The sequence below is a fragment of the Bradyrhizobium sp. USDA 4341 genome, assembly GCF_054063755.1.
This window is the reverse complement of record NZ_JBSSGO010000001.1, coordinates 460,823-480,200: the sequence shown is the minus strand read 5'-3', so window position 1 is coordinate 480,200 and position 19,378 is coordinate 460,823. Positions and strand designations below refer to the sequence as shown.

20 protein-coding genes are annotated in these 19,378 nt (G+C 60.3%); 12 read left to right on the top strand and 8 right to left on the bottom strand.

Going from position 1 to position 19,378, the window contains the following annotated elements:
- Window positions 1–5 precede the first annotated feature (5 nt).
- Window positions 6–1,220 carry an EAL domain-containing response regulator gene (locus tag ACVIGB_RS02210; RefSeq protein WP_456717292.1) on the top strand — a complete coding sequence of 405 codons (1,215 nt, stop codon included), beginning with the start codon at window positions 6–8 and terminating at the stop codon, window positions 1,218–1,220.
- A gap of 345 nt (window positions 1,221–1,565) precedes the next feature.
- Window positions 1,566–2,624, top strand: coding sequence for a DnaJ C-terminal domain-containing protein (locus ACVIGB_RS02205; RefSeq protein WP_456717293.1), 1,059 nt, complete (start codon window positions 1,566–1,568; stop codon window positions 2,622–2,624).
- 3 nt (window positions 2,625–2,627) lie between these two features.
- Here ACVIGB_RS02205 and ACVIGB_RS02200 read toward each other — a convergent pair whose 3' ends face one another.
- From ACVIGB_RS02200 to ACVIGB_RS02190, 3 genes are all read right to left on the bottom strand, one after another.
- The gene (locus ACVIGB_RS02200) at window positions 2,628–3,344 is read right to left on the bottom strand and encodes a hypothetical protein (protein WP_456717294.1); all 717 of its coding nucleotides are present in this window, start codon (window positions 3,342–3,344) and stop codon (window positions 2,628–2,630) included.
- Between the two features lie 739 nt (window positions 3,345–4,083).
- A complete protein-coding gene (locus tag ACVIGB_RS02195) occupies window positions 4,084–4,815 on the bottom strand; it encodes an outer membrane protein (RefSeq protein WP_456717295.1) in 732 nt (243 codons plus the stop codon).
- A 518-nt stretch (window positions 4,816–5,333) separates the two neighbouring features.
- Entirely contained in the window at window positions 5,334–6,098 is a 765-nt protein-coding gene (locus tag ACVIGB_RS02190) for a hypothetical protein (RefSeq protein ID WP_456717296.1), read from the bottom strand.
- Between the two features lie 1,405 nt (window positions 6,099–7,503).
- Between ACVIGB_RS02190 and ACVIGB_RS02185 the strand changes: the two genes are divergently transcribed.
- A complete protein-coding gene (locus ACVIGB_RS02185) occupies window positions 7,504–8,808 on the top strand; it encodes a site-specific integrase (RefSeq protein ID WP_456717297.1) in 1,305 nt (434 codons plus the stop codon).
- Between the two features lie 129 nt (window positions 8,809–8,937).
- On the opposite strand, the gene ACVIGB_RS02180 is transcribed toward ACVIGB_RS02185, so the two are convergent.
- From ACVIGB_RS02180 to ACVIGB_RS02165, 4 genes are all read right to left on the bottom strand, one after another.
- Window positions 8,938–9,945, bottom strand: coding sequence for a hypothetical protein (locus ACVIGB_RS02180; RefSeq protein ID WP_456717298.1), 1,008 nt, complete (start codon window positions 9,943–9,945; stop codon window positions 8,938–8,940).
- A 514-nt stretch (window positions 9,946–10,459) separates the two neighbouring features.
- Window positions 10,460–10,624 carry a hypothetical protein gene (locus ACVIGB_RS02175; RefSeq protein ID WP_456717299.1) on the bottom strand — a complete coding sequence of 55 codons (165 nt, stop codon included), beginning with the start codon at window positions 10,622–10,624 and terminating at the stop codon, window positions 10,460–10,462.
- On the bottom strand, window positions 10,621–11,424 hold the full coding sequence (locus ACVIGB_RS02170) for a hypothetical protein (RefSeq protein WP_456717300.1): 804 nt from the start codon (window positions 11,422–11,424) through the stop codon (window positions 10,621–10,623). Before ACVIGB_RS02170 ends, ACVIGB_RS02175 begins: the two co-directional genes overlap by 4 nt.
- A 182-nt stretch (window positions 11,425–11,606) precedes the next feature.
- On the bottom strand, window positions 11,607–12,383 hold the full coding sequence (locus tag ACVIGB_RS02165) for a cyclase family protein (RefSeq protein WP_456717301.1): 777 nt from the start codon (window positions 12,381–12,383) through the stop codon (window positions 11,607–11,609).
- A 223-nt stretch (window positions 12,384–12,606) separates the two neighbouring features.
- On the opposite strand from ACVIGB_RS02165, the gene ACVIGB_RS02160 reads away from it, so the two are divergent.
- From ACVIGB_RS02160 to ACVIGB_RS02135, 6 genes are read left to right on the top strand one after another with little or no spacing between them, the layout of a single operon-like run.
- Window positions 12,607–13,347 carry a TetR/AcrR family transcriptional regulator gene (locus ACVIGB_RS02160; RefSeq protein WP_456717302.1) on the top strand — a complete coding sequence of 247 codons (741 nt, stop codon included), beginning with the start codon at window positions 12,607–12,609 and terminating at the stop codon, window positions 13,345–13,347.
- A gap of 26 nt (window positions 13,348–13,373) precedes the next feature.
- The gene (locus ACVIGB_RS02155; protein ID WP_456717303.1) at window positions 13,374–14,300 is read left to right on the top strand and encodes an ABC transporter substrate-binding protein; all 927 of its coding nucleotides are present in this window, start codon (window positions 13,374–13,376) and stop codon (window positions 14,298–14,300) included.
- A 50-nt stretch (window positions 14,301–14,350) separates the two neighbouring features.
- On the top strand, window positions 14,351–15,103 hold the full coding sequence (locus tag ACVIGB_RS02150; protein WP_456717304.1) for an ABC transporter ATP-binding protein: 753 nt from the start codon (window positions 14,351–14,353) through the stop codon (window positions 15,101–15,103).
- Window positions 15,100–15,858, top strand: coding sequence for an ABC transporter permease (locus ACVIGB_RS02145; RefSeq protein ID WP_456717305.1), 759 nt, complete (start codon window positions 15,100–15,102; stop codon window positions 15,856–15,858). The genes ACVIGB_RS02150 and ACVIGB_RS02145 overlap by 4 nt, the downstream gene beginning before the upstream one ends.
- Complete coding sequence (locus ACVIGB_RS02140) at window positions 15,855–16,643, top strand: ABC transporter permease (RefSeq protein WP_456717306.1); 789 nt, start codon at window positions 15,855–15,857, stop codon at window positions 16,641–16,643. The genes ACVIGB_RS02145 and ACVIGB_RS02140 overlap by 4 nt, the downstream gene beginning before the upstream one ends.
- 22 nt (window positions 16,644–16,665) lie before the next feature.
- Window positions 16,666–17,505, top strand: coding sequence for a hypothetical protein (locus ACVIGB_RS02135; RefSeq protein ID WP_456717307.1), 840 nt, complete (start codon window positions 16,666–16,668; stop codon window positions 17,503–17,505).
- A 3-nt stretch (window positions 17,506–17,508) separates the two neighbouring features.
- On the opposite strand, the gene ACVIGB_RS02130 is transcribed toward ACVIGB_RS02135, so the two are convergent.
- Entirely contained in the window at window positions 17,509–17,847 is a 339-nt protein-coding gene (locus tag ACVIGB_RS02130; protein WP_456717308.1) for a hypothetical protein, read from the bottom strand.
- A 282-nt stretch (window positions 17,848–18,129) separates the two neighbouring features.
- Between ACVIGB_RS02130 and ACVIGB_RS02125 the strand changes: the two genes are divergently transcribed.
- The 3 genes from ACVIGB_RS02125 (at window position 18,130) to ACVIGB_RS02115 (ending at window position 19,375) form a co-directional block, all read left to right on the top strand.
- A complete protein-coding gene (locus ACVIGB_RS02125) occupies window positions 18,130–18,600 on the top strand; it encodes a hypothetical protein (RefSeq protein ID WP_456717309.1) in 471 nt (156 codons plus the stop codon).
- An 8-nt stretch (window positions 18,601–18,608) separates the two neighbouring features.
- Entirely contained in the window at window positions 18,609–18,860 is a 252-nt protein-coding gene (locus ACVIGB_RS02120; protein ID WP_456717310.1) for a hypothetical protein, read from the top strand.
- An 86-nt stretch (window positions 18,861–18,946) separates the two neighbouring features.
- Window positions 18,947–19,375, top strand: a complete 429-nt coding sequence (locus tag ACVIGB_RS02115) for a DUF1489 family protein (protein ID WP_456717311.1) — start codon at window positions 18,947–18,949, stop codon at window positions 19,373–19,375.
- Window positions 19,376–19,378 lie beyond the last annotated feature (3 nt).

The following is a 19,378-nucleotide window of genomic DNA, read 5'->3' as shown; positions in this document are numbered from 1 at the left end:
TTGCAATGAATTACGCCCTGCAGAAGGACGTCAAGGGAGACGGCGAAGCGGTCGCCGGCGGCAAGAACCTGCTCGTCATCGAGGACGACAAGGTCCAGCGGATGTTTGTACGCGAAGTCGCCGAGCCGGCGGGCTTTGCGGTCGACGAAGCTCCCTCCCTCGAGGAGGCCCTCGAATACATCTATCAGCGCGACTACGACACCGTGGTGGTGGACCTTGCGCTTGGTAACCATGACGGCGTCGAGGTGATCCGCCGCATTGTCAGCTCTGGAAAGCGACCGGACGTGATAGTCATGTCCGGGTTCGATAACCGGATCCGCGACGCCGTTGCACGCATGGCGGCCGCCAATGGCCTTATGGTCCTGGGCGACCTCAAGAAGCCGGTCAAGCCAGGCGATCTGCGCAGGTGCCTGGCCGGCGCCACGCAACGTGCGGACCGCAAGGCGGGGCTGACCGGTGTAGCGAACGTGGCCCGCAAGGAGTTGGCGGAAGCACTGGTGTCGGGCCGAATTGTGCCGGTCTTTCAGCCGCAAGTCTCGCTTGCGACCGGAGAGGTCGTCGGTGTCGAAGTGATGCCGAGCTGGGTCAGTCCAAAGCACGGCGAAGTTCCTGCGGAAGTCTTCGCCAAGCTGGCGGAAGCCGAAGGCCTCGCTTGTGCGCTCTCGGAACGCATTTTGGATTGTGCGCTGCGTGAAGGCAGCCGTTGGTGCAAGTCCAGACCGGACCTGCAGGTCGCGGTCGACCTGCCGTCGAGTGTCCTGACCGATTTGGAATTCCCCGATCGCCTGGCGGTGAAGCTCAAGTGCGCAGGGATGCGCCCGGAAAACTTCTGTGTCGAGGTCACGGAAGGTGCGGCGCTTGCCGATATGCCGGTGACGTCCGACGTGATGGCTCGCCTGTCGATCAAGGGAGTTGGACTCGCACTCGACGAATTCGGGACCGGCTGGGCCTCGCTGTCGCTCTTGCGCAATTTTCCCTTCGGGCAAATCAAGATCTCGAAGTCATTCGTGGCAGACCTTCACCGGTCGACGTCGGCGTGGTCGATCATCCAGGGCGTCGTCGCCATGGCGAAGGCGACAAGCCTCTCCACGCTCGCTGATGGCGTTGACACGCGCGTTGCGGCGGAGGCATTGGCCGGTATCGGCGTCGATTTCGGCCAGGGGGCCCTCTACGCGAGCCCCACGACAGCGGAAGAGGTGACCGCCTTGTTGCGGTCCTAGTCGAGATTGCAAGGTGATTGCTCACTAGCATTGGTGTGCCACAATCGACGAATGACTTCGGGGCAGGTCGCAGATGGAGACGCCGCCTGTCCACGCCGCTTGTCTTGGATCCGCGGTTGCACGCCGCCGGCGCGTCCGAGCGTGCGACGCTCTCGCTGATGCCTACGTGTGTCCATTGGCCAGATCTTGACGAAGATCTCGGCAACGCGGGGATGCCCCAAGACCGGCCGGCGCCCGGAGCCTCCCTTCTGCCCTGAGGGGCGGAAAACGTGGAAAACCGAACGCTGTGCACTGAGAATTTGGTCCCGAGGACCTAGGATGGCTCCCTTGTGAAAGGGCCAGCATTTGCACGCCGGGAAAAAACCACCCAATCCGTTCGAGGTTCTCGGCGTTGGTCCTGACGCCGACGACAAGCGCGTCCGGGACGCATTCAATCGGGTGGCGATGGATTGCCACCCCGACAAAAAGCCAGGCGATGAAACCGCCGCGGCCCGCTTCATAGTCGTCCGCGCGGCCTATGACCGCATCAAGACCACGGCGATGCGACGCGCGGTGGCCATTGAGTACGGCATGATGGTGACGGCGGCGCCGGGGACCGCCGAGCTAAACAGTGCGTTTTCCTCATTCTACAAGATCATGGACAGCCATACCCCCGCTTGGGGCAAGCGCTACAACGTGCCTTCCAACGGCGCCAATGTGCTGAGAGAGATGTCCATCACCCTCGAGCAGGCCTATCGAGGCGGTTCGTTCTCGATGGAGTATCCGGCGGCGAGATGTGGCGGATGTCATGGCGCCGGCCGGATACAAGCCGCGGAACGGCAACAATGCCCGACCTGTGCCGGCGACCGATCGGTTCGATCATCGCAGTCGCGGATCAAGGTCGAGATGGGTTGCCCCACCTGTGAGGCGCGGGGATGGGTCAATTGGGTGATCTGCAGAGGATGTGGCGGCGCCGGGCAGGTCCGTGCCGTCTCGGCGGCCGTCGACGTCCCGCGCGGGGTCATATCCGGGGAGGAGATCCTCCTCAAGGGCTACGGTAGCCCTGGGACCTCTGGCGGGGCCGCTGGTGACCTGATTGTGAAAATACGGGTTCTGGAGCATCCGGCGTTTCGGCGCGAAGAAAACGACCTCCTGCACCGCATTAAAATCCACGTCTGGGATGCGGCGCTCGGCGTGAAACGGTCTATTCGGGGCATTGATGGTGGACTTCTCGAATACGAGGTTCCGGCAGGTTGTCAGCCGGGGTCCGTCGTGAGGGTCCCGGACGGGGGCATGCCCGTGCGTAACGGAGGGCGAGGCGATCTGTTGATCGCCGTCGATGTCCGGATCCCGAACGCGGGCGAGGGCGCGGCGAGAGACGCGTTCCTGCGCGTCCGACGCGAACTCGGCGCGCGCGCCGGCTGATCCTTACGGCGCGATGCTCGCGGCCGCGACGTCATTCTGAGCCGCTTTGATCACTGCGAGATGCTCGTGCAGGCCGTCCAGTAGGCACTGCACTTCACCGTTCCAGAGACGCTGACTGTTGAGCGCGGATCTCGCGATCTTGGCGCCGAATTCCCGCGCCACCAAGGCCCGCTCGTTCATATGCTGCCGGCCGAACTTCTCGATCAAAAAGGACATCAACTCGCGCATCGGCTCCTTCATGAGCCCCTCGACATGTCCGCAGAGCCGGGCGCCGAGCAAACGATCGGCAAAATTGTCGGCGTAGCCGTAGTTTTCGATCGAGCTGCGGCCCTGCTTCTCGAACACCTCGCCGGCCGCCTCAGAGAATGCGGCGGACTCCAGGTCTTCCCAAGGCACTGTCCACCAGCAATCATGTGACAGGGGCCCCAATCCAGGCACAGGAGAAGCATCGGTACCGACGGTGCGGGCGGCCAGCTTCGCCACGAACAGCTTGCAGGCCGGCGGCGTATCCCGCCGACGTTCGGCCGACAACCACGCCCGGTACAGCGCACCAATCTCGTTGCCGCGTTCCTTCTCGATCCGGCCGAGGATCCGCGCAGAATCGAGCAATCCGCCCTCCCACTGATCATGAGGGTCGATGGTCACCAGGGCGCCGGAAGAGGGATAAACCGATCCGTCTTTAAGCGCGCTGTCGATGATCTCCGGATCAAGTCCCGGCATGGGGCCCATTCCTCCGGGGCGACCGAGAAGGGGGCGGAGCTGTGGAATGGCCAGGTAGGCAGCGTAAGCAACGCGGTTACGCGGCGGGGTTAACGAGAGCTCCCGTGCGGCCGCACGGAGGTACCCTTCGAGGAGAAGAACGAAGCTCTGAAATTCACCGGCGGATGTCCGATCCATAATGCATTTCCCGCCCCCAAATATTGAACCAAATCTGACGCAGATACTCTCAACCGCACGAAATATGTCAAGGATTGGATTATGTTACATCATCAAAGTCAATGGGCCGCCCCTCCGGACCATCGAACATGCTTAGCGCGGGCCTGGCGCGGGTTCCACGCTCTTCTCGTCGGGTTGGCGCACGTGGTCTGACGTTTGCGTCGCGGACTGGCTATCCGGCTGGGCCTCGCCGGCGGCGACTTGTCGCATGACGGAGGAGGCTGAGAACCAGTTCGGGGCCTTGGACTGAACAGGCGCGCTTGGCTCGCTCGGCCCATTGTTCTCTCGAGGCCGATCAGCAATTCGGGAGAGGACGCCAAAAGTCAGCTTGTCGATCAGGGTCGCGGTCGCGAGCGCGGCCAAAGCGACGGGACTGTAAATGCCCATTGTTCGATCTCCGTTGGATCTGGACTGACGACAACTCTCGGTGAGGGTCATGCAAGTGTCGAGTCCTTGGGGACCAAAAAAGGAAAAGCCCCGGCAATACGCCGGGGCTCTTTGGATAGATGCTTGGATCCGACGCCTAGAACGCCGAGAACTTGAAGTCGATGCCCGACTTCACAATGTGGGTGGTCGGGTGGACTTCCACGGAGCCGAGCCCGACGTTCGAGAAGTAGCTCTTCTTGCCGAAGTCGGCGTACAGGTACTCGGTCTTCCACGAGAGCGTATTAGTGAAGGCCCAGTCGAGCCCGGCGCCAGCTGTCCAACCCACATGGGTCTGTGAATCGAACGCGCTGACACTGCCGCCCGGATAGCGGATATTGGCCGTAGCCTCGTTGTAGCCGACGGCGAGACCGCCGGTACCGTAAACCAGCACACGATCGATCGCATAGCCCAGTTTGCCGCGAACGGTGCCGAACTTGTCGAGCTTCGAGCCTGCGCCGACGCTGTAGCCGCCGATCGCGGCAATCGTCTTGCTGTCGTTGATATCCGACAGAGCAGCGTCGCCGGCGATGCCGATCACCCAGTTCGGGGCGAACTGATAATCGTAGCCGAGCTCCGCGCCGAAGAAGCCGCCCTCCGGTTTCAGCCCGGTCACGAGCGGTGCGCCGCCGACCGACACCTTGGTGTCGTCGCCAGAGAAGCCGTAACCTCCGAACAGACCAACATAGCCGCCCGTCCAGCTGAAAAACGGCTGGGCATACGGCGCTGCAGCCGCAATCGGAGCCTTCGCCATGGCACGCGGCAGATCTGCGGCGCCTGCCGCCGACGACAAAAGCGCAAACGCGGCGCCTGCCAGCAGAAACTTCTTCATTGAACTTCCTTTCTAAGGATTCGATTAACGTTCTCCATCCCGGCAAGTCCGGAACTGGTCGTCATTAAACACGGCAACTCGGAAGGGAAAAGATTGTGCTCTCCCGCTCTCCGGAGAGTTCTGGTGAAATCCAAGGATTCGATAGCTGTTCAAAGGAAGGTGAGGCAAATATGTCACTTGTTTTCCACGTGCTGCAGCAGGGGAATAGAGCAATTCGACAGGGATCGCAGCCGTCAGCGCAGGTCCGCACGAGTGTGACACCTTAGCTGCTGTTCGTGACCGCAGTAGCGGCACCGGCCGATGGTCGTCCAAGGATCCAGCTCGAACGCAGATAGGGCGCGCTTTCTCCCGCAGGCAGGACATTTCCTGACTTCCGCGAGCCTCTTCATCGCAACGGAGGTCGCCGCGTTACGATGACGCTTGTGGTCTCTGGTATGGCGGGACATTCGGCGTTTCTCCCCTTCTGACAATAGTCCAGGGGAGAAACAGGCAAGGGCTGCCGCGAAATGGCGCGACCGCTAGGATTGCGCGGTGGCTGCCACCGGAGGGATCGTGGCGCGACGCTGCGCCTCGGTCAGGAGCTCGGCGGCCAGCGAGGCGATGCGGATCGTCTCCAGCGGCCCCTCGCCGGACCACTGCATCTGACGCGCCTGGGCGATCTGCCCCATGATCAGGATCGTCTGCCAGGTGAGTTCGTGCTCCTCGCAGAAGCGAGCCACCTGATCTTTTGGTTCTGCAGCGGGGCCATCTTCCCTGTAGCATTCGCCGGCCGCGACGATGACGAGATAGTCAATCAGCAGCTGGATCTTGGGGAGGGCGCTGCTCGAGCTATTGCCGCCATCCACCACGGTATAAGTCATCTCCCGGCATGCAGGATGCGAGGCGAATGCTACGCAAGAAGCCGCCGAGAGCAGTAAATTCCTCTGCTTCCACCCCCGCCGGCGATCGCCGCCATCGTAGTGGATGTGGCAGACAAACTGACCAGCATCGATCGCAGCCCATGCCTCCGGGTCATTCGGTTCGTCAGCGTTGCCCATGCGCTTGCCGATTCCGATTAGCAGGTCTTGTGGTTGCGGCGGCACGCCGCCGCGCAAGTTGGCGACTGCTTCTGCGAGCTCGGGAACCGAAGAAGCAATGTCGATCTCCCGCAGATACTCGCTGTCGGAGCTCGGGAAGATGAAAACCTTAAACCAGTCCTGCAGAACCGCGCCCTGCCAGAAGCCGGCGTAACGCCGCCGCGCTACGTTCCAACGATCCTGATGGGCGGCCTGGAGGGTACTCACGCCAGGCGCCGGTTCTCTTGAGGGGAGCGACATTGAGGCATTCTTTTGACTTCTACTACTTCAACTCTCTTCACCCCAAGGCCCCCCTGTCAAGGCACGTGGCGTTGATCTCCGCATAACACCCAAAGCCACAACACAAATGGTTAAGGCGTGGTTTGAGTTCCGCACTACCGAAGGTTCCTGTCAAGGATTCGCATAGGCTGAGGTGTGGCAGGCTCCGACCACGCCTTGCGCGGGAACCGGGATGGACCCGTGAATCTACGGAATTCCAATGCGCCAAGTCTCGGCGATGACTCGCGAAAATCCGATCGCACAGTATTCTGATGGCATTTTGCATGCATGCCGGGAGGTCGCCACAGCTGAACGGACGGCAGTAATTGACGATTTGCTGCCCTCTTGGTTGGAGAATGATTTTTTGCGTATTCGCGCAGATTACCGCGAGCGTGATGCGAGAGCCAGTGACCTTAACGCGGTGTGTCCTCATCGGCAGCGGCAGTATTCAGGCGTTTGCTGCCCTCTGAAGTGATAGTGAAGCCGCTTGTGTCGCAGCTCCCATATTGAACGCCGATGATCTGGTGTCGCGGGCGGTCGATGCGGCAGCAAAAAGCAAAACACTGCCCAGCTAGTTGGGCTTTGTGACGAGCCACCTTCGCCTGCCGGCAGTTAATGGCCCATGTAAAGCCGGGCAGCAAATCTACGAATGCTGCTCTTTCGCGCGCTTCAAAGGAGCAGGTGCGGAGAGTTGGTCAGGGTGGTTTCTCCAGGCTGGACTGGCCGGAGGTGCCCAAGGATTGAGGCGATGGTCGGTGCTTAGGTAGGGGCAGTAGTTGAGAAAAATCTGCCCAACTTGAGGGTGAGCAGCACAGCGTCGATCCTGACAGCGCTCGACGTCTGGGTCGTCCGGCAGACTTGAATTGCATCCTGCCCAAACCGGTCGCGGATTGGCGCTGCGCGTCAAGGGCTCGGCCAGGGCATGGGGCCGCTAGAATCGAGTGATGGCGCGGATAGGCAGCAACAGGCGCAAACCTTCCCGATAGCAGGTCGACCGCGGTCACCGCATAGGCGACGGCGTAGGGCTGGCCTGAAACGACGTCGGGCAGCAAACGGTGATTTACTGCCCTTCCGATGCATCGAACTCACTGTTCTGAAAGTGAAAAACGGCGTTGGTTCTTGCCAGATTTCGGGGGACACTTTGCACGATAACCTTCCTTATCAAGCAAAGGTAGGTAGACTACACCAATGACGAGTACACTCCCTAGGAGCACAACCAGGAAGGCAGTTGAAAGCAGGACATCAAATGGGAAGTAGACGGGAAAATACTGCCCATCACGACGATCAGCCCAAGGGAGTTGCGCGTGAATCGTGTTGGCGGAATGCTAGTAAAATACTGTGGGATCGGATTTAGATGAGCGAACTCAATGAAATACTGATCGTCAAAAGAGAGCCTGGGATGGCTGAGATGGACCCAGTGCTCTCCCAGGCGGTGACATTGGGCGGCGCCCTGGACGAGGCGACGCTGGCCAAGGTCCGCAAGGTGCTGACCGACGGCACGCCGGCGAACACCCGGCGAGCCTATGCGACCGATCTGCGGTACTTCACGGCCTGGCGAACGGCTTCGGGCTTCCCCGATGTTTGGCCGGTGCCGGCCGACGTCTTGATCCGGTTCGTGGCCGAGCAGGTCGAAGGCATGCCGCCGCCGGTCGACGAGGTGCTGGTGCGGCAAGGATTCAAGAAGAAGGTCGGCTCGCACTCCTGGTCGACGATCGAGCGGCGGGTCGCGGCGCTGGCGAGCACCCACCGCATGCGTGGCCTGCCGTCTCCAACGGCGCACCCCCAGGTCACCGAGGTCGTGGGACGCGCCAGGCGGGCTTGTGTGGCTCGTGGGTGGGTGCCCCAGCGCAAGGCCGCGACAGAACGCCGCGTGCTCGAGAAAATGCTCGCGACCTGCGATCACCGCCTGGTCGGGCTGCGTGACCGGGCCTTGCTGCTGTTCGGCTTTGCGACAGGTGGTCGCCGGCGATCCGAGATCTCCGAGGCTACCCTGGAGCGTCTGCAGCGGGTCGGCGAGGAATATATCTACCGTATGGGCCGAACCAAAACTGAGCAGGAGGGGAGCGAGCGGCCGGTGCCGATCGCAGGCAGGGCGGCGAAGGCGATGGACAAGTGGTTGACCGCCTCTGGGATCCAGGAGGGCCCGCTCTTCCGAGCGGTCTGGGACAGCGGCAAGGTCATGGAGGACGCGATCAGCGTCGACACGGTTGCGCGGATCATCAAGCGACGCGCCGAGCTGGCCGGACTAGACCCCGAAATGTTCGGCGGTCACAGCCTGCGGGCAGGTTTTATGACCGAGGCGGGATACCGACGCATCAGCATGATAGAGGCCATGAACCTGTCCGGCCATAAGGACGTGAACACGGCGGCCATTTATTATCGGGCTGGCGAGGTCCTGCGGGTCGAGGCTGGCCGCATGATGGATGAACGTAACGACGAACTAGCGCCGGCGCCTCCTCCGTTCACAGTTACGGCAGGCCCTGCTGCTCCTGCGTCAAGGGATGACAGCGACGCAAGCGATACAATTAGTCGCGCGGGTCTGGAAGGGGAAAACGCCTCGGATTGGCCGTTGGGCGACAAGATGAAAGCGGCCATGGCCGACGAGCCCGCGCAAGCGTCGTGGACGGAAGGTTTCAGACCTTCGTTTCTATCAGAATGAACAATGAACAACGTTAAACCTTACGGACCACTGATGAGTGAAACTGTGAAGACGGGGCTTGTCGCGATTGCCTATAGCCGCCGTCCAAGCAGACCCTCCATTAGTTGGTCAGTATACGCCGCCGAGTAATTACACGGTGGGGGTGGACGAGTGATGGTGCGCGGCGCGGATGCGCGCAATCGCTTTGTCACTGACGGTCCGCAACGAATTGAACTCCGGGTGCTGTTCTGCGACGGGCGCATTCGCGACGAACAGCGAGATCAAGCGATCCAGGCTAGAAGCCATGACGGAGGGGTCAGCATTTTCGTCGACATTTTGATCGAACTGTTCGGCGGACTCGGCAAATTCCGGAACGTCGAACAGTTCGGGAAATGCCTCGTCGGCTAGATCCAACAGCTCTTTCCCTGCGATGTTGCAGAGAATGAGCGCAGGATTCGCGCATTCCGCATTCGGATCGTGAATTTCGACGACCTCATTATCGCTCACGTGGCCGAACTGCGCGGCCCGCGCAAGAGCTTCTTCCTTCTCGGCGAGAAGGAAGACCAAGCCGTTTCGCAAGGATTCGTGGATGAAGAGATCATCCGGGTTCAGTTCGTAGGTCTCGACCAAGGAGCGCTTTTGCTTCCCTCCTGGCGGTATGACAACCCAGCAAATGGGATAGGCGCACCGCACCAGCGTGTCTCCGACAAACGCCATCCTGGAGAGGCGAGAATTGACCAAATTGAGATTGTCATCCCGCGAACCTCCAAGCTCGCCGCGCTTCTTCGCCCCGTACACAACCTTCATTAACGTGTCCCACGAACTGGGATAACCTGCGCCCCATGTTCCCCTGCTGGAGTCGATGCTTCTACTTGCGCTTTCGACCTCTGCTTCAGAGTAGTGGCGAGCTCTCGATGAATATTCCATATCCACGTATCCTAGGAGGATACGGGTTGTTTCGGACGGATCGTCGCGTTCCGCGAATGAATCGAGGACTTCCTGAACGGAATAGATCTTGTCGATGGACTCGATTTTCGTCGTCGCGAATGTCCCACCGACCGAAAAATATGACCACGAAGAATTCTGCCGGCGAACAGAGAGAACGGGCCGCAGGACTTTGGCATCGAAGACCCTAATTTCAACCTCCTCGCGCGCCATGACGTGGACTGCGGCGCTTCTGCCGGGATCTCCATAGCCTCCTATAATCTTGTAAGGGAACGGTACTGAGAATACGGCAAAGCGACGACCGCGTTCGTCCTCTCGAAAATACCTGGATCTGGGTTTTCGCAAGTTAGTGTCCGCGTTTGAACTGTCACCGATCTAGCTTCCCAGCAGGCCGCGAAATCGGCAACCCCGGAAGAGTGTTCCTTTGCCGTCAGAGGAGGGGTCGAAGCTCCGTCTCATCAAGAACCTAGGGCTCCCCAAATGCTCGGCAGTTAACCAAAGCGTACAGGATACCCCTTGCGCCAGGCTACCGGCCATGGTTGCCTCATAGTCATGGTTATCGAAATTCATGGTCAAGACAACCAACAGCAGCCGGACACCGTCGAGCAAACCTGCGTGGTCAACCTCCTCCCGCGGGAGAAGGTGAGGTTCGTACCTGAATTCGGTGTTCTGCCGTTTGGCGCCGTTCCATGTCAGTGCGGTTGCGGGGGATATCGGCAAGATACTATTACGTCGCGCATATTTGCCGCAGAACGCGGTTGGACTCCGTCTCGCCGTCGCGGCTGACCAGATTTCCACCGAGCAGCTCGAGTACCCGGCCAGGAAACAGCCGCGGATTGGCGAGCGCCATAACCAGTTCAATAGCTAGCACCTCAGCGGACTCGGCCTTCATTCCGGTAATCCCCAGTTTCGATTTGGATCATTGCGCCGGTTGTTGATGTGCTCGTCGATGATCTCGTGGTGGCTACCATCAGATCCGCTCAGGCATCCGTGCCAGCGGGTCGTCTTGCCGCTGTTGGACAGTTGAGGCGACCAATGGTCGACATAGGTGACGCTGTTGAACACCAGCGGATTGGCCTGTTTCCATTCCTTGCGCTTCTTCGACCCGGATGGGTGAGGGCACAGCTCCATCCAGTTGCGATAGGCATCGATCGGGGTCTTGGGATTGCGTCGACGCTCCTCGCGGCGCGCGAGCCACTCTTGGTGCTTCGCGTCCTCGCGCTTGCGTTTTTCCTCGTCCTTCCGCTTCTGCTCCTTGAACTCGTCCGACTCGAGCCATGCCTTCAGCCACGGATCGCCGATCTCAGGCTCTCCCTCAGTCTCAACGACTTCGGGGTCTGGAGGCGGGATTGTTCCACTGTCCAACGCAACTTTCAGCCTCCGGTAGAAGGCTCGGCCCTCATATGTGACTCTGAAACGGCGAATCCGCAGGTTACGAAGGACGTGCTCCCTATCGATGAGCTCCTTGTCGGTCCAGAACGCAAGGGCGCGCGACATTGTCCCAGTCGTGACATTGAGCAAACGCTCCATAACTCGCGCGTCGCCACTTCCGTACTCTGCGATGAGGACGAAGGTCTGCAGCGTGTTCAGGGTCGGTCGGCCGCCCAACGCGGTCCTGATCATCTCAAGGGCCAGGGGCGCATTCTCGGTCAATTTGGGGCTGATTTTTTGGAATAGATCTTTCTTGTTCAACAGCGCGGCTACTCCAGGTTTGGGCGATCTCTGGGTAGTTTGCGGGTGAACGTTTCGCAAGCAAAAGAAGCGTTAATCGCGGCCTGCGGCGCGCCAGGTTTCAGCAAAGGTTGAGCCGACGGTCAGGATTTGGCAGCGGGGCAGCGCCAGGCGAATGATCGATCGGCGCTGCCTACAGTTCACTACTCGTCGAAGATGGCCACCGCGCGGGTCCAGCCCGCCGATCCGCCGGCGATCTTCACCGGGAAGCAGGACACCTGAAATCCGGTTGAGGGGAGCACTTCCAGATTGTGCAATTTTTCGATGTGGCAATAGCCGATCTTGCGGCCGGCGCGATGGCCCTCCCAGATATGCGACACTTCGCCAGTGGCCATGTAGCGCTCGGCAATAAACTTGAAGGGTGCATCCCAGGACCATGCGTCGGTGCCCGCCACCCGAACGCCGCGCTCGGTGAGGTAAAGCGTCGCCTCCCTTCCCATGCCGCAGCCCTTCGTGGTGTAATCTTTTTGGCCGAAACGAGCCCCGGCCGATGTGTTCACAAGGACAATGTCGTATGGCTTGAGCTCGTGACCAATCCTTGCCAGTTCCGCCTCGACGTCCGCGCTGGTGACGACGTAGCCATCCTCAAAATTTCGGAAATCAAGTTTCACGCCATTGCCGAGGAACCATTCCAGCGGCAGTTCGTCAATCTTCGCCGGGCGCTCGCCGTTGCATGACGTCGATGAATAATGCCAGGGCGCATCAACATGGGTCCCGTTGTGCGAGCTCAGTGTGAGCTTTTCCAGAGCAAAGGCCTCACCGTTGGGCAGGCGAGACGTGTCGAGGTCCGGACAGCGAGCGAGCCAGATATCAAGGGTATCCTTGTGGCTGATGTAGTCGATTGACAATTCGTACCCAGGCGGGTCGGCAGGCACGTCATTTTGCAGAGCAACCGATAGATCCACGATCCTGCGCGGCATTTAGTGCATTCCTTATGTTGTTGATTTTTAGGAGTAAATAAGAAGGATAAAATGATGGATACAATTGAAGGTTTAGAATTCAAACATCGCAACAACCAAAAGTTTACGTTGCCGTTCTAGGTTTCCCGTCTCCGACCTAAGATGCACTTGACTGGTCAATTAGTCAAAGTCTATTCCTAACAAGGACAGGTTGCGGTGTCGGGTCGGGGTTGTGGTGGCGTCAGTGAAAAAGCAGTTGGTGTCCAAGGGGAAGCAGCCAAAGGCCGCCCCGCGCAAGGATGGCGACGCCACCAAGCAAGCTATTCTGGATGCTGCTGAAGTCGTGTTTGCGTCACATGGCTACGAAGGCGCTCCCATGAAGGCCGTCGCCAAGACGGCTAAGGTCACCCAGGGGCTGATCCACTATCATTTCGAGACCAAAGAAAGGCTCTTCGAGGAGGTTCTCCGTCGGAGATCGACGGCAATCAACGCATTCCGGCAAGGATTCGTTGATAAGCTGTTCGCCGACGGCGCCACTCCTGCACTGGAGGAACTGCTCGAGGCGTTCTACGCCCCGACGGCCTACACCTACGGCGGCTCGAAAGAGACAATGGTTCCTTACTCGCAATTGGCCGCCACCGTCACGATCGCTCCCGACGAGCGCTCGAAGATCCTGACTGAACGGTTCTTCGACGGTATCGCGCTGATCTTCATCGACGCGTTCCAGAAGTGCGTTCCCGGTCTTACGCTGGCGGACGCCGTATTCGCTTACATGTTCGCGCTCGGAGCGCGCGCCCACGTCCATTCCCACAACGATCGCGCTGCGCGCCTGTCCAAAGGCGCCTGCAGCAACGCGGATCTTCGCAAGGTCGTTGATCGCGTCATCCCATTTGTCGCCGCAGGCATAAGACAGCTTGCCTCCGACGGAGCAAATAAATCGTCGCCAAACACAGATCCAAAAAGCAGCTTGGCACGACAACAATAACCAGAAGTACTCAGGAGACCTCTACGATGCGGAACTGCCTTCTCGCGGCCTTGGCCACGATCGTCTCTCTTGCCGCCGTCCCGGCCCATAGTGAGACCTCCATCAAGATCGGTTACACCGCGAGCACCGACTCCAACGCACTCTTCGTTGCCCAGAAGGAAGGGATTTTTGCCAAGCACGGGCTCGCTGTCGAGCTGCAGCTGATCGCGCTGAATTCCACCCTGCCAGCCGCGGTGCAGTCCGACTCCGTTCAGATCGCCGGCCCGAGCACGTCGGTTGTTCTGCAGGCCATCGACGGTGGACTGGACCTCGTGGCCATTGCCGGCGGGGCCACCACCAGCAAGCAGGCGACGAACTACGCGATCGTCTCCAAGACCGGATCCGGGATCGAGAAGCCAGCCGACTTCCTTGGCAAGAAGGTTGGTGTTCCGGGTCTGGGTGCAACTCTTCACATCCTGTTCCGCGAATGGCTCGACCAGCGCGGCGTCGATTCCAAAAAGGTCCAGTTCGTCGAGACGCCGTTCTCCCAGATGAACGATCTGCTGAAGGCAGGAACTGTGGATGCGGTGATCAGTGCCGATCCGATGACGACCCGGATTATCCAGGCGAACACCGGCACGTTGATCTCCTACTTCGTGCAGGATTTCCCGGAGGGGCTCCCGACCAGTATCTACTCGACGACCCGAAAATGGGCCGAAGCGCATCACGATGCCGTCGGCGCCTTCAAGGCGTCGATCGCGGAAGCAGCTGCGTTCGTAAAGGCCAATCCAGATCAGGCCAGGACGGATGTTGGGCAATTCCTGAAGTTTCCGCCGGAGATACTTGCCAAGGTCTATCTGCCGCCGGTCGTGGCAGATGTGACGGCCGACAAGGTCGCTGTCTGGGTCCAGATGCTTGAGCGTCAGGAGCTTCTGACGAAGAAGCCCGATCCGTCGCAGTTGATCGTGAAGTAACGCCAGATCCAGTTCGTTCCCGCCTTTATCTTGCAGCGCAAGCAACAGACATGATCGAGTTCGATGATGTCAGCCTGGCTTTCGGAAGCCAGACCGTCATTCGCAACGTCAACCTGACGATCCGGAAGGGCGAATTCGTCTGCCTGATCGGACCGTCGGGTTGCGGGAAGACCTCCCTGTTGCGAATGTTGGGCGGGCTGGTCGCGCCGACCGGTGGGATGGTGCGGATCAACGACAAGTTAGTTCGGGCACCGTCCTCACATATCGGGTTCGTCTTCCAGGACTACGGCCGGGCGCTGCTCTCGTGGAGGACCGCGTTCGGCAACGTTTCGCTGCCCCTCGAGGCCAAGGGCGTCGCTGCCAACGAACGAAAGAAGACCGTTCAGCGCTTGCTCGATGTCATCGGCCTGGCCGCCCATGCGCACAAATACCCTGCAGAGATGTCGGGTGGCATGCAGCAGCGGCTGCAGATCGCGCGTTGTCTCGCTCAGGATCCCGATATTCTGTTGATGGACGAGCCCTTCGGGTCGCTCGATGCGATGACCAGGCAGAATCTGCAAGACGAGGTCCTTCGGCTGGCCGCGGCGCGCGGCGTGACCACGCTTTTCGTCACACATGACATCGACGAGGCGATCTATCTGTCAGATCGCGTTGTGACGTTGTCTCCCAATCCGGGGCGCATCGGCAAGGTCGTCGAGGTCGCGCTGACACGGCCGCGCGACCAGCTCGCGACTCGGGAAAACGTCGAATTCCTTCGCCTGCGCCGCGAGCTCTTCTCGACGGTCGAGAGGAGGTGCGCATGAAGTATTGGCGCGCGTTTTGCCTTCCAGTAGCGGCAATACTCATTGCCGAGCTGGCGTTCAGGCAATTCTTCGCCGACAGCGACGTGTTTGCGCCGCCGTCAGCCGTGTTCATGGGCGCTATCCGCGCTCTTGCGGACGGAACCATGCTCTCCTCCACACGAGATACGCTGCTTGCCGCACTCGGCGGCCTGGTTGTCGGTGCCGTTCCGGGCATTGCCGCCGGGGTGTGTCTCGGGCTCTCACGATTTGCATCAGCAGCGGCGTTTCTGTCGCTGGAGATCCTGCGCCCTGTCCCTGCCGTCGCGCTGATCCCTCTGGCGATGCTACTGTTCGGATTCGGCTACGGAATGGAGATCGCGATCGTCGCCTTCGCGACCTTCTGGCCGGCCGTGATCCTCTCGAAGCACGCCATCGAAGAAATACCGGCTGTGCTCGTCGAGGCGAGCCGTTCGCTGTGTCTCTCGCGTCTTCGGCAATTCTTCTCGATTATCCTCCCGGCGGCGGCTCCGCGGCTCTTCTCAGGTCTCCGCTTTTGCATCGGATACGCCATTGTCGTGGCGGTTACCGTCGAGATCTTCAGCAATCCGCAAGGTCTGGGCTACGCGCTGATTATCTCTCAGCAGACGCTGCACCCCGACCTTATGCTGGCGATGCTGCTGTGGGTCGGCATCGTTGGATGGTCGCTCAATGCGGGCCTGCTGAAGTTGCAAAGCTCGCTGTATGCGCATCGCGTCAGGGAGGGGCGTCAGGCATGACCACCCGTTCCCGTACTGGCCAATCCGATTGGCTCATGACCTCGGCATCAGGGCTCGCCGGCGTGGCAGCCTTGCTGCTCCTGTGGAGTGGTCTCTCGTCCAGCGGGCTCCTTTCTCATGCCTTCCTGCCGAGCCCCTCGGCGACGCTCGAGGCGCTGAAGAAGGGTCTCTTCCAGGGGAATTTGCTTCAGCAAACCGGTTACACCGCCGGTCGCATGTTGGAGGGGTGGCTGCTGGCAAGCCTGATCGGCGTTCTGATCGGCGCGATGGTTGGTCTGTCGGCTACCGTTCGCGCCTATCTCGAGCCGACGCTCGAGTTTCTCAGGCCGCTGCCGCCGTCCGCAACAGTACCTCTGGCGATCGCCATGTTCGGACTCGGACAAGGCATGGTTCTGTTCGTCGTCGTGTTCGGCTCAATTTGGCCGCCCTTGTTGTCAACCGTCCAGGGGCTCTCGATGATTGACCAGAGGCTGCACGAAGTCGCGCGCTGCATCGGCCTTTCACAGCGTGCTTTCGTGACCAAAATCGTTCTTCCAGGATCGGCGCCCGGGATCGTTGCCGGAATGCGGCTTTCGCTTTCCATTGCGTTGATCCTTGCCGTGCTGGGCGAGATGATTACCGCCCAGAACGGTCTGGGCAGCGACATTCTTCATTCGGCCCGATCCTTCAACGCAGCGAGAACCTTTGCGGCAATCGGTCTGCTGAGCGGGATCGGTATCTTTAGCAACTTCTTACTTCTTGGATTCGAACGTCAATTTCTGGCTTGGAACAGACGGTTCCAGTAGCCGGAATTAAGGGGGGCATTTCATGGCGAAGAACAAGGCGACCTGGAAGAAAGCCATCGCGTCGTCGGACCTTAGCGACATGACCGGCGACGTACATGGCAATTTGGTTCGTTACACGAAAAGCCGTTACGCCGAGTTTTGGCAGAACACGGTGCTGATGGATTGGTTCAAGCTCTATGTCTATCAGAGCTCCGATACTGAAAACGTCCGCGACCTCGATATTGTTGCCGATGCGCCAGCGTTCGCTGCGCATATCGCCAAGGCAACAGGCGGCAAATTCGAGCCCCAGGACGTGCTTGTCGGCATCGGCTACGCGATGATGACAAAATCTGGCATCAGCGATCCGGATCTCTGGGCCGCAATCGACGTCGGCCAGGTTGTCTGCCGCCATCACTACGGAAACTTCGCCGGCTTCCCGACGTGGGAATGCCGCATCAGCATCCTCGCCGGAGCGGCGCTGGCCGCCTTTGCCACGAACCCGACAATGAAAGGCGCGGTCTCGATGCACCATCAGGACGGTTCCGCGGTACAGGTCCCCAAGATCTATCGCCTGGTCGATTATCTCGTTTGGATTGCCGCCCAGGAGCGGTACCTGGATCTTTCGGCTGTCGGAAAGACAGACAACGTCAGTCGCTTCCGCAAGGAAGAGGAGCTGTTTCTCTCGCTGCTGACGCGAGCCGCTGATGCAGCTCTCGAACACCGCGCGGAGTGGACGCCGGGTCCCGCCAGCACCTCCACGATAGCGGAGCGCGGCTACCACCTCATGATGGAGGTTCTTCAGGACATCTTGCCGGTGGAGCTTCCCATCCCGGTCGAGCTCGCCCCCCAGGCCGTGCCCGCGCCGCGTCCTGTGCGCATCTGAGGCTTACGGCGCGAAGACCGGGTCCAGACTGGGCTCGGGCTCCGCACCGCGAAAGATCTCGGCAAACCGTGCTTCGACGCCAGCCGCTTCCATCTCGTCGGGTGACGGTATGCCGTTTTTGGGGTGCACCTCGAAATAGTTGAAGCTCGCGGGATCGATCAGCGGATCCTCGGCAAGCATATCGATCATCTCGCGGGCCTCGGTTTCGGTGTCAAATCCGAGGGGCAGGCCAAGTTTCCGGGAATGGGCCGACATGAAGCCGCGGGCCAAACCGAAGCGAAACAGGCACAGCACCCCGCGATCCTCGTCGACGGCAAGCCACTGTGATTTCAGATCGGACATCCTACAATCCCGGAAAAGTTTTCCCCGTTAACCACAATCTGCCTTGAACTCGAGGACCTGGCAACCCGGTGATCGAATCCTTGAGGCGGACCCTTGGCCATTAAAGGGGAAGCAGAGCTTTGAGGGAGCGAGCCCGACGTCCGGGCTTTCCGTTTTTGAGATCATGGATCGCTCGGAAACTGCAAAAGCGGCCGCTCCAATCTCCACGTGAATTTGCAACCCGTCTCTTGAGCCCAACAGGCGCCTCGGCAATTCTGTGCGTCCTGGCCTAGGAATAGCTTTATGGACCACGACTTTCGTACTGAGGACGATCTGATCGCCTATCTGGTCCGCACCGGAGGATGCGAAGAAGAGGACGCGCGCCTGCTTGTCAGCGGTCTGATGGCTTGGCGGGGCGACTTCGGCGATCGCACGATGACGCCAGAAACCTGCTGGAACAAGATCTCGGAATTCGGCTTTCTCTACCCTGAGGCCAAGTCGGGCTGGATCACGCCCGAGGGGCGAATGCATTCGGCGGTGTATGGTGCGCACGAGCGGCTCCTCACGTGGATGGGGCTCGAGGCCGCAGAGGTGGAAAAGGGCGGCTGGGCGCGCGTTGGGATTCACGGCTGGCGATGCCAGTACCGACTGACCCGCCAGCAGCGGGACAGGATCGAACTTTGCGGTCATCTGGTGGACGCAGCCGCGGAGCGGCTAAAACCGAGGCGTCCCACCAAGGACTCGTTAGTCACGACACCTCGCTTAGGACCGTAGGCGACAAAATGACGCAGCGCACGGAAGTGGTTCATATCGTGGGCGGCGGCATGAGCGCCGCTGTAGCAACCGCGCTGTCGGAGACATTCTCCGGTCGTGCCGATGCGGCCGATCGGATCGTCATGGAGGCCATGCCGGGGCGGCCGGTCGATCTGGATGTCAGGATGCGGCCCGAGGGGATTGTGCCGGATGTGCGATTTCCCGAAGAGAGCAAGACCAGGGATTGGGAGCAACGCTCGCGCAATCGGCGGCGCCGGTAAGCCTCAGGCGTTGCATTGCGTGGACAAACGCGGTCCGCGGCGGCCTTGAGCTTTCAACCGGCCGGCCGATCTGCGAGATCCATCACATGGCACTGCACATCGTCAAGCTCTGTTACGGTTGGGACTCGGTCGACGCGCTCGAGGCGCGCATCTCCGAACGGGCGGCACACGCGCGATCGGCCGGAGCAGTCGAGGAAATGGGTGTGCAGACGAGGATGGAGCCGAAGCGAGCCAGCGAGTTGCTGGCCGGCGGATCGCTCTATTGGATCATCAAATCGCAGATCGTGGCACGCCAGGAGCTCCTGGATATCCGGCCGCATCTGGACGGTGCCGGCGTGAAACGCTGTTTCATCGTGGTGAAGCCGACGCTTGTCCGTACGACGCCGCGGCCAAGAAAGCCGTTCCAGGGATGGCGCTACCTCGAAGCCGCCGACGCCCCGCCGGACTTGAGCAGCGCCGACGCTGAAATGCCGGAAGGCATGCGGAAGGAATTGGCCAGCCTTGGTCTTTTGTAAGCC

Excerpts from the sequence above, each read along its gene's own strand:
- ACVIGB_RS02140 (WP_456717306.1), top strand. The coding sequence starts at position 15,855 with ATGACCACCCGTTCCCGTACTGGCCAATCCGATTGGCTCATGACCTCG.
- ACVIGB_RS02195 (WP_456717295.1), bottom strand. The coding sequence starts at position 4,815 with ATGAAGAAGTTTCTGCTGGCAGGCGCCGCGTTTGCGCTTTTGTCGTCG.
- ACVIGB_RS02120 (WP_456717310.1), top strand. The coding sequence starts at position 18,609 with ATGACGCAGCGCACGGAAGTGGTTCATATCGTGGGCGGCGGCATGAGC.
- ACVIGB_RS02130 (WP_456717308.1), bottom strand. The coding sequence starts at position 17,847 with ATGTCCGATCTGAAATCACAGTGGCTTGCCGTCGACGAGGATCGCGGG.
- ACVIGB_RS02210 (WP_456717292.1), top strand. The coding sequence starts at position 6 with ATGAATTACGCCCTGCAGAAGGACGTCAAGGGAGACGGCGAAGCGGTC.
- ACVIGB_RS02135 (WP_456717307.1), top strand. The coding sequence starts at position 16,666 with ATGGCGAAGAACAAGGCGACCTGGAAGAAAGCCATCGCGTCGTCGGAC.
- ACVIGB_RS02125 (WP_456717309.1), top strand. The coding sequence starts at position 18,130 with ATGGACCACGACTTTCGTACTGAGGACGATCTGATCGCCTATCTGGTC.
- ACVIGB_RS02155 (WP_456717303.1), top strand. The coding sequence starts at position 13,374 with ATGCGGAACTGCCTTCTCGCGGCCTTGGCCACGATCGTCTCTCTTGCC.
- ACVIGB_RS02175 (WP_456717299.1), bottom strand. The coding sequence starts at position 10,624 with ATGAAGGCCGAGTCCGCTGAGGTGCTAGCTATTGAACTGGTTATGGCG.
- ACVIGB_RS02150 (WP_456717304.1), top strand. The coding sequence starts at position 14,351 with ATGATCGAGTTCGATGATGTCAGCCTGGCTTTCGGAAGCCAGACCGTC.
- ACVIGB_RS02165 (WP_456717301.1), bottom strand. The coding sequence starts at position 12,383 with ATGCCGCGCAGGATCGTGGATCTATCGGTTGCTCTGCAAAATGACGTG.
- ACVIGB_RS02200 (WP_456717294.1), bottom strand. The coding sequence starts at position 3,344 with ATGCCGGGACTTGATCCGGAGATCATCGACAGCGCGCTTAAAGACGGA.
- ACVIGB_RS02145 (WP_456717305.1), top strand. The coding sequence starts at position 15,100 with ATGAAGTATTGGCGCGCGTTTTGCCTTCCAGTAGCGGCAATACTCATT.
- ACVIGB_RS02185 (WP_456717297.1), top strand. The coding sequence starts at position 7,504 with ATGAGCGAACTCAATGAAATACTGATCGTCAAAAGAGAGCCTGGGATG.
- ACVIGB_RS02180 (WP_456717298.1), bottom strand. The coding sequence starts at position 9,945 with ATGGCGCGCGAGGAGGTTGAAATTAGGGTCTTCGATGCCAAAGTCCTG.
- ACVIGB_RS02115 (WP_456717311.1), top strand. The coding sequence starts at position 18,947 with ATGGCACTGCACATCGTCAAGCTCTGTTACGGTTGGGACTCGGTCGAC.